The sequence below is a fragment of the Streptomyces sp. NPDC085932 genome (genome assembly GCF_044540525.1).
GTDB classification, from domain to species: Bacteria; Actinomycetota; Actinomycetes; order Streptomycetales; family Streptomycetaceae; genus Streptomyces; species Streptomyces levis.
On the sequence record NZ_JBITSJ010000007.1, the window covers coordinates 238,356 to 251,773 of the forward strand.

General features: G+C 72.8%; 9 protein-coding genes. 6 read left to right on the forward strand and 3 right to left on the reverse strand.

Annotated features, from left to right (window positions below):
* Positions 1-110: 110 nt before the first annotated feature.
* Positions 111-3,755 carry a LamG-like jellyroll fold domain-containing protein gene (locus tag ACIGAQ_RS31190; RefSeq protein ID WP_399788850.1) on the reverse strand — a complete coding sequence of 1,215 codons (3,645 nt, stop codon included), beginning with the start codon at positions 3,753-3,755 and terminating at the stop codon, positions 111-113.
* A 448-nt stretch (positions 3,756-4,203) separates the two neighbouring features.
* Here ACIGAQ_RS31190 and ACIGAQ_RS31195 point away from each other — a divergent pair, with 448 nt between their 5' ends.
* The gene (locus ACIGAQ_RS31195) at positions 4,204-5,388 is read left to right on the forward strand and encodes a type III polyketide synthase (RefSeq protein WP_399788853.1); all 1,185 of its coding nucleotides are present in this window, start codon (positions 4,204-4,206) and stop codon (positions 5,386-5,388) included.
* 69 nt (positions 5,389-5,457) lie between these two features.
* Here ACIGAQ_RS31195 and ACIGAQ_RS31200 read toward each other — a convergent pair whose 3' ends face one another.
* Positions 5,458-7,611 carry a SpoIIE family protein phosphatase gene (locus tag ACIGAQ_RS31200; protein WP_399788856.1) on the reverse strand — a complete coding sequence of 718 codons (2,154 nt, stop codon included), beginning with the start codon at positions 7,609-7,611 and terminating at the stop codon, positions 5,458-5,460.
* A 330-nt stretch (positions 7,612-7,941) separates the two neighbouring features.
* Here ACIGAQ_RS31200 and ACIGAQ_RS31205 point away from each other — a divergent pair, with 330 nt between their 5' ends.
* The 4 genes from ACIGAQ_RS31205 to ACIGAQ_RS31220 all read left to right on the forward strand — a co-directional run bounded on the left by ACIGAQ_RS31205 (position 7,942) and on the right by ACIGAQ_RS31220 (position 11,146).
* On the forward strand, positions 7,942-8,604 hold the full coding sequence (locus tag ACIGAQ_RS31205) for a glycoside hydrolase family 11 protein (RefSeq protein WP_399788859.1): 663 nt from the start codon (positions 7,942-7,944) through the stop codon (positions 8,602-8,604).
* Positions 8,601-9,311, forward strand: coding sequence for a polysaccharide deacetylase family protein (locus tag ACIGAQ_RS31210; RefSeq protein WP_311681558.1), 711 nt, complete (start codon positions 8,601-8,603; stop codon positions 9,309-9,311). Before ACIGAQ_RS31205 ends, ACIGAQ_RS31210 begins: the two co-directional genes overlap by 4 nt.
* Positions 9,312-9,503: 192 nt before the next feature.
* Entirely contained in the window at positions 9,504-10,316 is an 813-nt protein-coding gene (locus ACIGAQ_RS31215) for an SAM-dependent methyltransferase (RefSeq protein WP_399788863.1), read from the forward strand.
* A 128-nt stretch (positions 10,317-10,444) separates the two neighbouring features.
* Positions 10,445-11,146 carry a nucleotidyl transferase AbiEii/AbiGii toxin family protein gene (locus tag ACIGAQ_RS31220; RefSeq protein WP_311681556.1) on the forward strand — a complete coding sequence of 234 codons (702 nt, stop codon included), beginning with the start codon at positions 10,445-10,447 and terminating at the stop codon, positions 11,144-11,146.
* A gap of 18 nt (positions 11,147-11,164) precedes the next feature.
* Here the strand turns inward: ACIGAQ_RS31220 and ACIGAQ_RS31225 are convergent, their stop codons facing one another.
* Positions 11,165-12,364 (reverse strand): MFS transporter, encoded by a 1,200-nt coding sequence (locus tag ACIGAQ_RS31225; RefSeq protein ID WP_399788867.1) that lies wholly within the window; start codon positions 12,362-12,364, stop codon positions 11,165-11,167.
* A gap of 70 nt (positions 12,365-12,434) precedes the next feature.
* Between ACIGAQ_RS31225 and ACIGAQ_RS31230 the strand changes: the two genes are divergently transcribed.
* On the forward strand, positions 12,435-13,418 hold the full coding sequence (locus tag ACIGAQ_RS31230) for a winged helix-turn-helix domain-containing protein (RefSeq protein WP_311681553.1): 984 nt from the start codon (positions 12,435-12,437) through the stop codon (positions 13,416-13,418).

Sequence of the window (13,418 nt, forward strand, 5' to 3'; positions counted from 1 at the left end):
ACCCCGTTGCTGCGCGCCGTGAAAGGCCGACAGAGCTGTGAAAGGCCGTGATGTGCCGTGCCGGGGTGGGGCGCCGCACCCTGCGGCGCCCCACCGCCTCCGTGCGGGGGTCAGTCGCCCACGCGGTGTTCGATCTGCTCGGGGCTCGCCATCGCCCCGGCCCACAGCCGCACTTCGGAGACGCGGGCGGGCAGGTGGTGGCGCCAGGTGCCGCCGGTGAAGCCCTTGCCGATGGCGAAGTCCCCGGTGCCCAGCTGGACGGTGAACGCCTTCGCGTCGCCGTTCTGCCCGTAGCCGAGGTAGAGGCTGATCGCGCCGTTCAGGGAGTCGTAGATGCCGGTCAGCCGCACCGGGTGGTCCAGGTCCGCCACTTCGTCGGAGACGACCGAGGAGAAGGTGCCGTCGGCGTTCAGGCGGCCGAAGTGCCAGACACCGACCGGAACCGTGGTCTCCTCCATCGTCTCCTCGTTCAGGACGGTGTCCTTGCCGGTCAGCTGGTACCAGAGGCCCCAGGCCGAGCCGTCCGCCGTGCGCTGGCCCAGGACCTGGCCGGTGTAGCCGACGTCCTTGCCCAGCAGCTTCGCCGAGTCCAGCTCGACGAGCGAGGAGACGGTGAAGGGGGCGTGGTCGTACACCAGCGGACCCGGGGCCGTGGCCGCGTCGTCCACCCCGTCCAGGACGATCGTCTCGTCGCTGATCGCCGCACCGCCCGCGAGGGTCAGGCTCCTGCCGTAGCCGGAGGTGGTGTCCGGGACGGTCGTCCCGCTGCCCCGGGCGGCGTTCCAGTCGGCCACCAGCTCGACACCGGCGAACTTCTCCGACACCAGCAGCCGTGTCTCGTCCGCGACCTCCTCGTGGGTCAGCACCCGCTGCCAGACGGCGACTTCGTCGATCGATCCTGGGAAGTAGTAGGTCGCGTTGCCGCTCGGGAACTTGTACCGCCCGAACTGCAGCCCGCCGGTCGATTCCCAGGAGGCGGCGCCGGTCGCCAGGGGCTGGGCCTGGCGACGGCCGTCCACGTAGAAGATCAGCTCCTGGGTGGCCGGGTCGTAGCTGCCGGCCAGGTGGGTCCACACCCCCGTCTGGGCCGGGAAGACGGAGTACCGGCCGCGCAGCGTGGAGCCGTCCTGGTCGAGCACGCCGAAGAACCACTGCTTCACGTCGGCGAGGTACCAGAGCACGAACGTGTTGCCCTGTCCGCCGGGCTGGGCGAGCACGGAGGCGTTCTTGCCGCCGGCGTCGAGCCTCGCCCAGGCGGAGACGGTGTAGGCGGAGCGGGTCTCCAGCACCGGTGCGCTGGTCTCCGCGTAGGCGGTGCTGCCGTTCAGCGACAGTCCCTTGTCGGTGATCGCTTCCGCCAGGGGCTGTCCCTCGGCGTCGTGCGTGATGAGGCCGCGCCGCCCCCGGTCGTCCCGTACGGCGCCGCCGCCCAGGATCGCGGCGTCGTTGCCGTCGGCCGTGGCCGAGTCGGCGGCGGCTCCGGTGGCCTCGTCGAAGTGCCAGCGGCCGACCGGTCCTTCACCCGCGGCGACCAGGAAGTCCACGACCCCCTGGGCGCCCCAGCGGCCCACGCTGTCCTTGGCCCGCACGTACAGGGTGTACGTGCCGGAGCGGACGGGCGTGATGTCCTTCGACGCCGTCGCTCCGTTGAGCGGCGTCGACCAGGCGTCCGCCGTGGACAGCTTGTACTGGTAGGCGACGTTGGAGTCGCCGGTGGCCGCCGCGAACGTGAAGGTGCCCTTGCGGCCGGGGCCGCCGCCCGCCGCGCAGGTGGTCTCCGTGCAGACGGAGTACGGGCTGCCGACAGTGATCTTCGGGGCCTTGGGCGCGGTCGGGTCGACCTTGAAGTAGCACCAGCCCGTCGTGGACGCGTTGGACGGCCCGGAGAGGGAGTCGCCGCCGCCGTTGTAGTACGAGCGCACCCACGCCCGGTACCGGTAGAGCTTGCCCTCGGCCAGGGTCGACCAGGACATGCTCAGCTTCACCCCGTCACCCACGTACCCGCTGGAGGGCCGCAGGTCGCCGTTGCCGGGCGCGGTGTCGGACCAGGTGCCGTCGGCGTTCTTGTGATCGAGGTCGAACGCGGCCCGCAACTGCGCGTCCTTCTCGCCGCCCGCCTTGGTCTGGGTCGTGGCCGTGAGCAGCGGGGTCGGGTCGGAGACGATGGCGGGGTCGGACTCGCTCTTCTCGCAGACCGTGCCCGAGCCGGTCACCAGCCCGACGCCGCTGGGCTTGTCCGGCAGGCCGACGAAGTCCACGGCCAGCACGGCGTCGTTCTTGAACCGCTTCCACGCCGAGGTGTCGGACTCGTCCTTGGCCCGGATCTCGAGCGTGAACCGGGAGAACTTGCCCGCAGCGAAGCTCTGCACCGTCGGGGTGAGGTTCTCCCAGGACTGGTCGGGATCGTCGTTGAACTCGATGGGCGCGTCCGGGGAGTCCGGGTCGCACAGGGAGCCCCGGCCCGCCGAGACGTACCGGTCCCCCATCCAGTCGATCTCCTTGGGCCGGGAGGACCAGGTGGTGGAGGAGGAGATGTTGTTGGTGCGGACCAGTTCCACCCAGCGCGGGTCGCACTGGAACGCCCAGGGCTCGGTCACCCGGAACGTGGCGTCCAGGACCTTCTTGCCCTTCAGGCTCGCCGGCGAGAACTCGAAGTAGAGCCTCTGCACGTATCCGGGCCCGCAGTAGTAGTTGTTCCAGGTGCCGCACTTGCCCGCGCCCTTGCCCAGGCCGTCGTCCCCGTTGCTCCAGCCATACGACTCGTAGCCGTCGCTGCGCAGCAGGGTGCGCTCGGACTCGCCCCAGGTCACGGTCGGGTCGATGTACAGCGGGAACGCCGCCGGCTTCGTCCCGGTGAGCATGTCCGCGTCGGGCACCACCGTCAGCGCGGTGTCGGACAGCTTCACGTCCATGGTCGTGACGGTGTCCCCGGCGCCGGGCTCCACGCCGGCCTGCGAGGACGCGTCGGCGCCGGACGGGGCCGCACCCTCGGGGCCCGCGGCCGTCGCGCTCGCCCGCGACCGGGTCCGGGCGGCGGAGGCCTCTCCGGCGGAGTCCCACATCTGGGCCGGTGGGGCCCGGAAGACGCGGTTGCCGTCGTCGTCGACCGCTGTGAGGTTCCCCGCCTTGCCCTTGACGATGTCCAGGCCGGCGGCCTTCAGGGAGTAGTCGATCCGCTGAAGTGCCTTGGAGGCGGCGGCCTCGGGCGTCTTGACGACCAGGACGTGGCGGAAACTCTCCACCGACGCGGTGACCTTCAGGTCGACGCCCGGCAGCACCTCCGGGTACGTCGCGCTCGCCCCGTCCAGTTCGGGCTCGGGGAGCTTGTCCGGCCAGTCCAGCTGCAGGGACCGGCCCCGCTCGGAGATCTCGACCAGCGGGCCGGCCTTCCCGCCCCCGGAGAACCGCATCTCCACGGCCGCCGCCTTCGGCGCCACGGTCCCGTCGTCGCGGAGCTCCAAGGTGGCATCGGGTGTCCGCCAGCCTCCACCGGCGGTGGACACACGCACCGGGACCGCGGACTCCTCCAGCGTGAAGGTGAACCCGTCCGGATTGGCGTACACCGTCGTGCGTTCCGTCCGCTCGCCGGTGACCTCGACCCGCTTCCCCGCTTCCCGGGCCGCGGCGAGCGCTCGCTGCCCCTCGGACAGCGGTGGCCGGGTCTCTTCGTCCGCCGCCGCGTGGGCTGAGGGCCCCCAGGCGGGCAGAGTGATCACCACCGCCGCCGCGGTCAGCGCGGATACCAGATTCCGCATGGGTCTTCCGTGCATGCCGCCCGCGCGGCGCCCCCGTTTCACGTTCACAACCCCACCCCTAGTCGACGAGCCAGTCATGGCTGCTGCACGGCGAGCATGTTTGCCATGAACATGAATATGAAAACGTCCTGTGATGATTCTGTGACTGTTGGGGAAGCAGCGTTCGGGGTACTCAACTGGGTTTCAGCCAGCGGCAATTGCGCCACGGGACGGCGGCGACCCCTGAGGTGTCGATCCGGCCCCCGTGTGTGCCGCCTCACGTACCGAACTTCCTCCCACGTTGCCCAGCTCACAGCGGAAATGTCCTTTTGGCGTACATGCTCGTTCCATACGGCGCCGCGCCGGAAGTGGAGTACGGCGACGCCGACTTGGTACGCGCAGTGGTGAAGTGACCCGCGCCACAGCGCTCGTGACGCTCTCCCTCACGCCCCTCAGAAAGGTGCCGACTGTGGCCGCTTACCTGTGCCCCCCTGCCGTGATCCACGGCGAACACACCGTGAAGACCAGCCAGATCGTGGAGGAAGTGCGCGAGCGGCACCCGCACGCGGCCTGGGCGCCGCGGATCGACGGCATCGCGGCCGGCACGGGCATCGAGGCCCGTGGCTGGATGTTGCCGCTGGAGAGCGCCGTCGCGCCCGGGGACGGCCGTGGGCGGTGGCCGACCGGCACCGGGCCCGCCCGGGAGGCGCTGGCCCGGGACGGGTTCGACGAGCGGGACGTGGACCGCGTGATCGCCGCCCTGGAGGCGATACCCGCCCCGCAGACCGTCCAGGAGCGCACCGCCCCTGCCTGGGCCGCCGTGCAGTCCTACGGGGAGCGCGCGGCGCGCGGGGCCCTGCAGATCGCCGGGCTGGACGCCGCAGACGTCGACTGCCTGATCACCAGCAACTCCACCACCCCCGCCCTGCCGGGTCTGGACGTCGCCCTGGCCAACCGGCTCCCGCTGCGCAGCGACGCCATGCTGCTGCCGGCCACGCAGTGGGCCTGCATCGCCGGGACCCGTTCCCTGGCGCTGGCGGCGGACCTCGTGGCCGCCGACCCCGACCGGGTGGTCCTGGTCGTGATCGCGGAGGCGCTGAGCACGACCTACCAGCCCGGGGACGACACCCTGGAGTCCCTGATCGTCCGGCTGCTGTTCGCCGACACCGCCGTCGCCGCGGTCGTCACCGGCCGCCCGCGGCCCGAGTCGGTGCTGCGGCTGGACGCCGCGTGGAACCACACCCTGCCCGGTACCCAGGACCTGCACCGGCTGGAGACGCGGGCGGACGGCACGCACTTCGTGATGGACCGGCGGGGGCCGCGTGCCGTGCAGGAGACGGTCACCGCGATGTGGGAGTGGCTGCGCGTCCGCTACCAGGAGGACCCGGAGTCCTGGCACCCCGACGTCCTGCTCGCGCACCCCGGCGGCACGCGGGTGCTGGAGTACATGGAGCAGACCATGCCCGACGGATGGCCCTCGGGACTGCTGGACCACAGCCGGGACAGCTACATCAGCGGCAACCGCGGGGGCGCCGCCGTGTTCGACATCATGCGCAGGGCCCACGACGCCGGGCAGGAACCGGGCAGCCGCGCCGTGCTGTACGCGGCGGCCCCGGGCCTGACGGCCACCGCCCTGGAAGGCGAGTGGCTGTAGCCCGACCGCCACCGTCAGCGGGCCCGGGCGGCTGCGGGTGTCACCTCGGCACCGCCGCCCGGACCACTGTCACCTGGCCACCGCCGCCCAGACCACCTTCCCGGTGTCCGTCCAGCGCACCCCCCACCGGGTGGTCAGCCGGTGGACGACGTGCAGGCCGCGGCCGGCGTCGGCGAACGGTTCGTTGCGGCCCAGCCGCGGTCTGCCGTTGCCGGTGTCTCCCACCTCGCACAGCAGCCCGTGCCCGGTCCTGATCAGCCGTACGGTGATGGGGCCGCCGGCGAAACGGACCGCGTTGGCGACCAGTTCGTCGACCACCAGCACCACCCGGTCCCGGGTGTCGGCCCGGGTGCGCCAGCGGGCCAGCAGGGTGGAGACCAGGGCGCGGGCCCGGGCGGCCGCGTCGTCGCGGGCGGGCAGCCGCCAGGTCGCGGTGTCCCCCTTGCGGTAGCCGAGCATGCGGGCGAGCAGCAGGGTCACGTCGTCGCGCCGTCGCGCGGGCGCCAGGGCGGAGACGACCTGCCGGGCGGCCTGGGGCAGGGCGTCCCAGGGGTCCACCGCGGAGACGGCGTCCGCCAGTCGGGCGATGCCCTCGTCGATCGAGAGGGCGGGGTCCTCCACCAGGCCGTCGGTGTAGAGGGCGAGCAGGGAGCCGGGGGGTGCGGGGAAGGCGTGCACGTCGAACGGTTCCCGCAGCGCGAACTCGGCGCCCAGGCCGGGGTGGGGCCGGATCGCCAGGGGGACGGCGGGCCCGTCGGGCATGGCCAGGATCGGCGGGAGGTGGCCCGCGCTGGACAGGGTCACGTACCGGCCGACCGGGTCGTACACGGCGACGCAGCAGGTCGAGCCGAGGGCGCTGTAGCCGGCCGCCAGCCCGGAGTCGGCGTCGTCCAGCAGGGACACCGTCTCGTCCAGGTGCTCCAGCACCTCGTCGGGCGCCAGCCCCGCGGAGAGCAGGGCCCGGGCCTCCATGCTCAGCTGCCCCATGGTCGCCGCGGCGCCGAGGCCGTGTCCGACGACGTCGCCGACCACGAGCGCGGTGCGGCCGTCCGGCAGTGGGAAACTGTTCACCCAGTCGCCGCCGACGCCCGCGCTGTCGGGGGTGGCGGGCTGGTAGACGCTGGCGGTCTCGATGGTGTCGCCGCCGGTGCGGGGCAGCAGCCGGCGTTGCAGGGCCAGTACCTGTGTGTGTTCACGCTGGTGCTGGCGGGCCAGGTCGACGTGGTGGGAGGTCCTGGCCACCAGTTCCTGGAGGTCGAGCAACTCGCCGTCGTGGAAGGGCCGGTCCGCCCGTCGCCAGACCTCCGCGACGCCCAGGACGACGGGCGTCGCGCCGTCCAGGATCAGCGGGACGAACGCCACGGCTGCCGCCTGGTCGCCGGGGACCAGGGCACGGACCAGCCGGGGGCCGCCGAGGACCCGCTCGATGGCGTCCCGGTCGGGTATGACGATGGCCTGCGCGGCGTCGTCGCGGCGTATGGCCTGGGACAGCAGGCGGCTCGCGTCGCCGGGGAGGTCCTCGCCCGGGGTCACGTAGCCGTCGGGCCATGCCCGGTCCGGGACCAGGGCCGCCCGGCGCAGCCGGATGCGGCCCTGCGGCTGTCTGGCGACCGCCTCGCCCGTCCACACGGCGAAGTCGAGGTCGACGGCGGCCACGTCGCCCCAGGCCAGCAGCGACTCGGCGAGCGACTGCGCGGTCTCGCCGATGTCCAGCGAGGTGCCGATCGCGGTCTCGGCGGCGTACAGGTGCAGCCTTTTCGCCATGGCGATCAGGGAGACGGTCAGGCCCTCCTGGGGCGCCGCGGCGGCCAGGATGCTCATGGAGACCACGAGCTCCGACCCGTCGGCCCGGCGCAGGCGCTGGACCCGGGCGACGTGCGGCTCACCGGTCTCCAGGACCTGGCGCAGGCGCCGGGTGACCGTCGGCACGTCCCCCGGGGGCAGCAGCTCGACGAACGGACTGCCGATCGGGGCCTCCACTCCGGCGAAGACGGGGGCGCCCAGGTTGCTGCGGGTGACCCTGAGCTCGCGGTCCAGGTTGACCGCGCCGAGGATCTGTTCCTGACGGGCCGGAACGGGGTCGGTGGACACGAGGGAGCGGGCGGGCGGGTCACCCTGCGGGGCGGCAGAACCGGCGGACGACGCCGCTCCGCCGCGCGGGATGTACTTCCCCAGGGCGCTGCTGATCATGTCGAACGGCGACGAGGACGAGGATCCCGACATTCCTGACCGCACACCTCATTCAATAACAGGTAAGGACACTTCGCCCACACCAGCGATCAGGGACGGCCGCCCTCCGGTCGATCGACTAGATCCGGAAGGGTTCCGAAACATTCGCCATGTGGAACTATTGGATCCGGGCCGAGTCATCATGGAGGGCTCGCCGCAGACGACTCCGTCCCAGCTCAGTGAGCGATTGAGCAGCAGGAATCACTGGCCGAGCACCGCCCACGGGTGGCGAATATTTCGAAACTCCTACCGAAACTGTTGACAGTTGTCAGGGCCCGGCCAACACTCCCGGTGACTGACGAGGCGAAGGAGGAAGCGCCCCCCATGAACACGCTGTCGAATCGCTTACGGCTGCTCATCAGCAGTGTCTGCGCCATGCTGCTGCTGACCGCCGCGGCCGGTACCGCCCACGCGGACACCGTCGTCACCACCAACCAGACCGGCACCAACAACGGCTACTACTACTCGTTCTGGACCGACGCCCCGGGCACGGTCTCCATGACCCTGTCCTCCGGCGGCAGTTACAGCACCTCGTGGCGGAACACCGGGAACTTCGTCGCCGGCAAGGGCTGGAGCACCGGCGCCCGCCGCACCGTGACGTACTCGGGCAGCTTCAACCCGTCCGGCAACGCCTACCTGACGCTCTACGGCTGGACGGCCAACCCGCTCGTCGAGTACTACATCGTCGACAACTGGGGCACCTACCGGCCCACCGGCCAGTACAAGGGCACCGTCACCAGCGACGGCGGCACGTACGACATCTACAAGACGACGCGGTACAACGCCCCGTCCGTCGAGGGCACGCGCACCTTCGACCAGTACTGGAGCGTGCGCCAGTCGAAGCGGACGGGCGGCACCATCACCGCCGGCAACCACTTCGACGCCTGGGCCCGCGCCGGCATGCCCCTCGGCAACTTCAAGTACTACATGATCATGGCGACCGAGGGATACCAGAGCAGCGGCAGCTCCAACATCACCGTGCGATGAGCGGGCGGACGGACTCGCGCCCCGCACCGCGCGCCCTGGCCAGGAGGCTCACCGTCCTCGCGACGGCCCTGGCGGCCACCGCCGCCGCCCTCACCGCCACCGCCGGCGCCGCTCCCCCACGGGCGGCCGCCTGCACCGGCTACGTCGGACTCACCTTCGACGACGGCCCCTCCGGGAACACGACGAGACTCCTCGACGCGCTGCGCGGCAGCGGGCTGCGGGCCACCATGTTCAACCAGGGCCAGTACGCCGCCGCCAACCCGTCCCTGGTCCGGGCGCAGGTGGCGGCCGGGATGTGGGTCGGCAACCACAGCTACACCCATCCGCACCTGACGCAGCTGAGCCAGGCGCAGATCGACTCCGAGATCTCCCGCACCCAGCAGGCGATCTCCGGCGCGGGTGGCGGCACGCCGAGACTCTTCCGCCCGCCGTACGGCGAGACCAACGCGACCGTGAAGTCGGTCGCGGCCCGCCACGGCCTGACCGAGATCATCTGGCACGTCGACTCACAGGACTGGAACGGCGCGAGCACCGACGCGATCGTCCGGTCCGCGGCCCGCCTCACGGACGGCCAGGTCATCCTGATGCACGACTGGTCCGCCAACAGCCTGGCCGCGATCCCCCGCATCGCCCGCGACCTGGCGTCCCGCGGCCTGTGCGCGGGCATGATCTCCCCGCAGACGGGACGCGCCGTGGCCCCCGGCTGAACCACCGCCACCCACGGACACCGCACCGCACCACCCGGGCGCGACGGCCACCGTGCCGTCGCGCCGCCCGCCGTTCCCTGGCCGAAACCGCACCCCAGGCGGCCACCGCTCTCGCCATCGGCCCCACGTCCCCGGCGCGTTCGCCTACGTTGGTGCACCGGACCCCCTTCCCCGCCCCCAGGAGGCCCCGCCGTGTCCGACACCAGCCGCCCGCGTGTGCGTATCGACACCTCCAAGCCGCACTCGGCCCGCTTCTGGAACTACTTCGTCGGCGGCAAGGACAACTACGAGGTCGACCGCGAGATCGGCGACCAGATCAAGACGATCTTCCCGGGGCTGGTCGACGTGGCCGTGACGAGCCGGCGGTTCCTGGGGCGGGCCGTGCGGTACCTGGCCGTCGAGCAGGGCGTGCGGCAGTTCCTCGACGTCGGCACCGGGCTGCCGACCGCCGACAACACCCACGAGGTCGCCCAGCGCGTCGCCCCGGACGCGCGGATCGTGTACGTCGACAACGACCCCATCGTCCTGGCCCACGCCCACGCCCTGCTCACCAGCACCCCCGAGGGCAGGACGGCGTACCTGGACGCCGACCTGTACGACCCGGAGGCCGTCCTGAAGGCCGCCGCCGGCACGCTCGACCTGTCCCGGCCGGTCGGACTGATGATCCTCAACACGCTCGGGCACGTCGCCGAGTACGAGCGGGCGCGCGAGCTGGTGCGGCGGCTCATGGGCGGGCTTCCGGCGGGCAGCCACCTGGTGATCAGTGACAGCACGGCGACGAGCGAGGGCATGATCGCCGCGTCGGAGGCGTACAACGCGAGCGGGGCCGTGCCGTACCACGTGCGGCCGGTCGCCGAGATCGCCGGGTTCTTCGAGGGGCTGGAACTGGTCGAGCCGGGGGTCGTGCGGGTGCCGGAGTGGCGGCCGGACGCGGCGGACGCCGACGCCGGTGATGCCGGTGCGGTGGACGCCTACTGCGGCGTCGGGCGCAAGCCCGGGGCGTAGGGGCGGCACGGCGCACACCGCCCGGCAACGTCCTCATCCGTCCGCCCCACCCCGACCGGTCCGGCCCGTCCTCACCCGTCCGGGCCGGTCACCTCAGGCCCGTGCGGGTTCCCGGCGATAATCAGGGCATGTCAGCGCCGCCCTCCGTCCCCCAGCCGACCACCGGCCGGCTTCTCGGTGATCTGATCGCGGTGGGTGAGGCGCACGCGCTCGTGCTCGCCGGCGGCTCGGCGATGCTGGCGCACGGACTGGTGGAGCGGGGCGGGCGGGACGTGGACGTCGCCACGGAGCACCCCGCCGGGATGGACGCCATCGCCGACGCGGTCCGCACCGGGCTGGTCGCGCGCGGCTGGCTCGTGCAGACACTGGAGACCGCGCCGCTGTCCGCCCAGTTCCTCGTCACGGACGCGGCGAGCGGTGAGGAGTTCCCCGTCGAACTCCGCAAGGAGGTGCTGTGGCGGCCGCCCGTGCCGACGGAGCTCGGGCCGGCCCTCTCCCTCGACGACCTCGCCGGTACCCGGGTGCGGGACCTGGCCGACCGCGGACTCGCCCGCGACCTGGTCGACGTGCACGCCCTCGCGGCCCGCTGGAGCCACCCCGAACTGGAGGAGCTGGGCCGCCGCCACGCCCCGGACGCCTTCGATCCGACCGACCTCCAGGCCCGGTTGACCGGTACGGACTGGCTCGACGACCGGGCGTTCACCTCCCAGGGCCTGGACGCCGGAGCCGTGGCCGGACTGCGCCGCTGGGCGCAGGAGTGGGCCGACGACATCGCGGAACGGCTCATCGAGGGCGAGGCCCCGGAGGACGGCGAGCCGGACGAGCAGTGACGAGGACGACCTCCACCGTCAGCCGCTCACCGGCACCGTCGGCCGCTCCCCCCGCTCCGGCCGCTCCCCCCGCTCCGCCGCCATCAGCGTCAGTGTCACTGCCGCCGACATCGCCGCCATGGCCGTCATCGCCCGTGCGGGCGAGGTCAGTTGGGCCACCGTTCCGGCCAGGGCCGCCGCCACGCCCTGCACGGTGAGCATCCCCGCCGAGTGCAGTCCGAGGGCGTGTCCCGTCAGCTCGTCCGGGGTCAGGGTCACCAGCCGCTCCTGCTGCGCCAGGCTCGCGCCGAAGCCGACCGAGGCGACGGTGACGGCGGCCACCGCGAGCGGCAGCGGCGGGTGCAGGAGGAACGGCACGTAGGGCAGGGCCAGGAGCAGCAGCAGGGGGAATCCGAAGCGGGACCGGGCGCGGGGCGGGAGCAGGCGGCCGACCAGGACGTCCCCAGCGAGCATGCCGAGCGCGGCGCAGGCGAACAGGGTGCCCGCCGACTCGGGCGCGTAGGAGACGTAGAGGGACTCGCAGCCGACGACCAGGCCGTTGGGGATCCACAGGGCCAGATAGATGCGGCGGCGCGGCGCGGACGACCACAGCAGGGCGTTGGCCCGCCAGGTCGCGGCGACCGAGGGGCGGCCCGTCGTGCGGGGCGGTCGGCGGGTCAGGCCCAGCCGGACCACCGCGGCCGCGAGGACGTACAGGGCGGCCGCGGTCAGGAGCGACAGCCGGGGGGACAGCAGGGCCACCAGGGCGCCGCCGGTCGCGTAGCCGGCGATCTGCATCACGCCGCTCATCATGTTGAAGACCGAGCGGCCCAGCAGATAGCCGTCCTTGCTGAGGATTTCGTGGAGCAGCCCCCAGCGCACTCCCCCGCCCACCGACTCGGCCAGCCCCTTGGCCAGGACGATCGCGAAGAGGGACCAGACCGGCAGGCCCGGCAGGGCCAGGGCGGCCGTGGCCGTCGCGAAGAGCAGCGGAAGGGTCGTCAGGGCGGCGCGCGGGGGCAGCCGGTCGGCGGCCGAGAGCAGGAACGTCGCGCCCAGCACCTGCACGAGGGACGAGCCGAACATGCTCACCGCGGACAGCAGCGGTGAGGAGGTCTGCCGGTACACCAGGGTGCCCAGGGCCAGTCCGCCCATGGTCTGGGCGACCGTCTGCGCCGACGCGGCCAGGAAGAAGGGGGTGAACTCGGGTGTGCGGAACAGATCGCGGTAGCTGCGCATGCGCGGAGTCTGCGGCGGGGCCGGAGGCCGGGGTTACTGTTTCGCGCACACGCGAAAGGACGGTGCCGACGTGGGCTGGTGGCAGATCAACGCCGACACCCTCGCGGGCAGCCGGTTCGTGATCTCGCCGTTCGCGGAGGCCTTCGGAAGCCTGCGGTTGCTGGACACCGCCGAGCCCGCGCATCCCGGCGAGCGCCGGTGGCTGGAGGCCCATCTGCCGGACTACCGGCGGCGGCTGGCGCGGGACCCGGTGACCGCGCTGCTCGTCCGGGCGGGCATCGGCACGGAGTGGACGGCCGACTTCCTCGCTCCGACCCCGCGTGACGGGGAGACCTTCGAGCAGGCGGTCGCGCAGGTGCGGGCGGCGTCCCCGGCGACGGCCCGCGCCGACCTCACCGTCTCGCTGCGCGGCCCGGTCCCCGCCCCGCTGGAGCGGGACGACCTGCCGGAGCGCGCCGCTGACCTGCTGACGTACGTGTGGACCACGGCCGTGCGGCCGTACTGGGACCGGCGGCGGCGCGTCCTCGAAGCCGACGTGGTCGCGCGGACGGCACAGGTCAGCCGGGGCGGCTGGGCGAGCGCGCTGGACACGCTGCGGCCGGGGACGCGGTGGCTGGGCGAGAACCGGCTGCAGGTCAACGCGCACGAGTATCCGCCGCGTGAGATCTCCGGCGCGGAGCTGGTGTTCGTGCCGATCACCACGCAGCGCATCGGCTGGGTGTCCTGGGAGGGGACGGAACGGTACGCGCTGGTCTACCCGTGCGCCGGTGCCCTCGCCGACCCGGGCGGCAGGCCGGTGCCCGCGAGTCTCGCCGCGCTGCTCGGCCCGGCCCGCGCCGCGGTGCTGGTCCGGCTCGGTTCGCCGCTGAGCACCAGCCAGCTGGTGGCGGTGACCGGCCAGGGGCTCGGCTCGGTCGGGCGGCATCTGCGGGTGCTGCGGGACGCCGGGCTGGTGGAGCGGCGCAGGGCCGGCAGGTCGGTGCTGTACTCGTGGACGGCGGCAGGGCAGGTCCTGGTGGAGGCCCAGAACCGGTCCGGCACCCACCGGAGCTAG

What these genes read in the sequence shown, in the direction of transcription:
- ACIGAQ_RS31190 (WP_399788850.1), bottom strand. Translation starts at nt 3,755, where the DNA reads ATGCGGAATCTGGTATCCGCGCTGACCGCGGCGGCGGTGGTGATCACT.
- ACIGAQ_RS31200 (WP_399788856.1), bottom strand. Translation starts at nt 7,611, where the DNA reads ATGTCGGGATCCTCGTCCTCGTCGCCGTTCGACATGATCAGCAGCGCC.
- ACIGAQ_RS31205 (WP_399788859.1), top strand. Translation starts at nt 7,942, where the DNA reads ATGAACACGCTGTCGAATCGCTTACGGCTGCTCATCAGCAGTGTCTGC.
- ACIGAQ_RS31210 (WP_311681558.1), top strand. Translation starts at nt 8,601, where the DNA reads ATGAGCGGGCGGACGGACTCGCGCCCCGCACCGCGCGCCCTGGCCAGG.
- ACIGAQ_RS31220 (WP_311681556.1), top strand. Translation starts at nt 10,445, where the DNA reads ATGTCAGCGCCGCCCTCCGTCCCCCAGCCGACCACCGGCCGGCTTCTC.
- ACIGAQ_RS31225 (WP_399788867.1), bottom strand. Translation starts at nt 12,364, where the DNA reads ATGCGCAGCTACCGCGATCTGTTCCGCACACCCGAGTTCACCCCCTTC.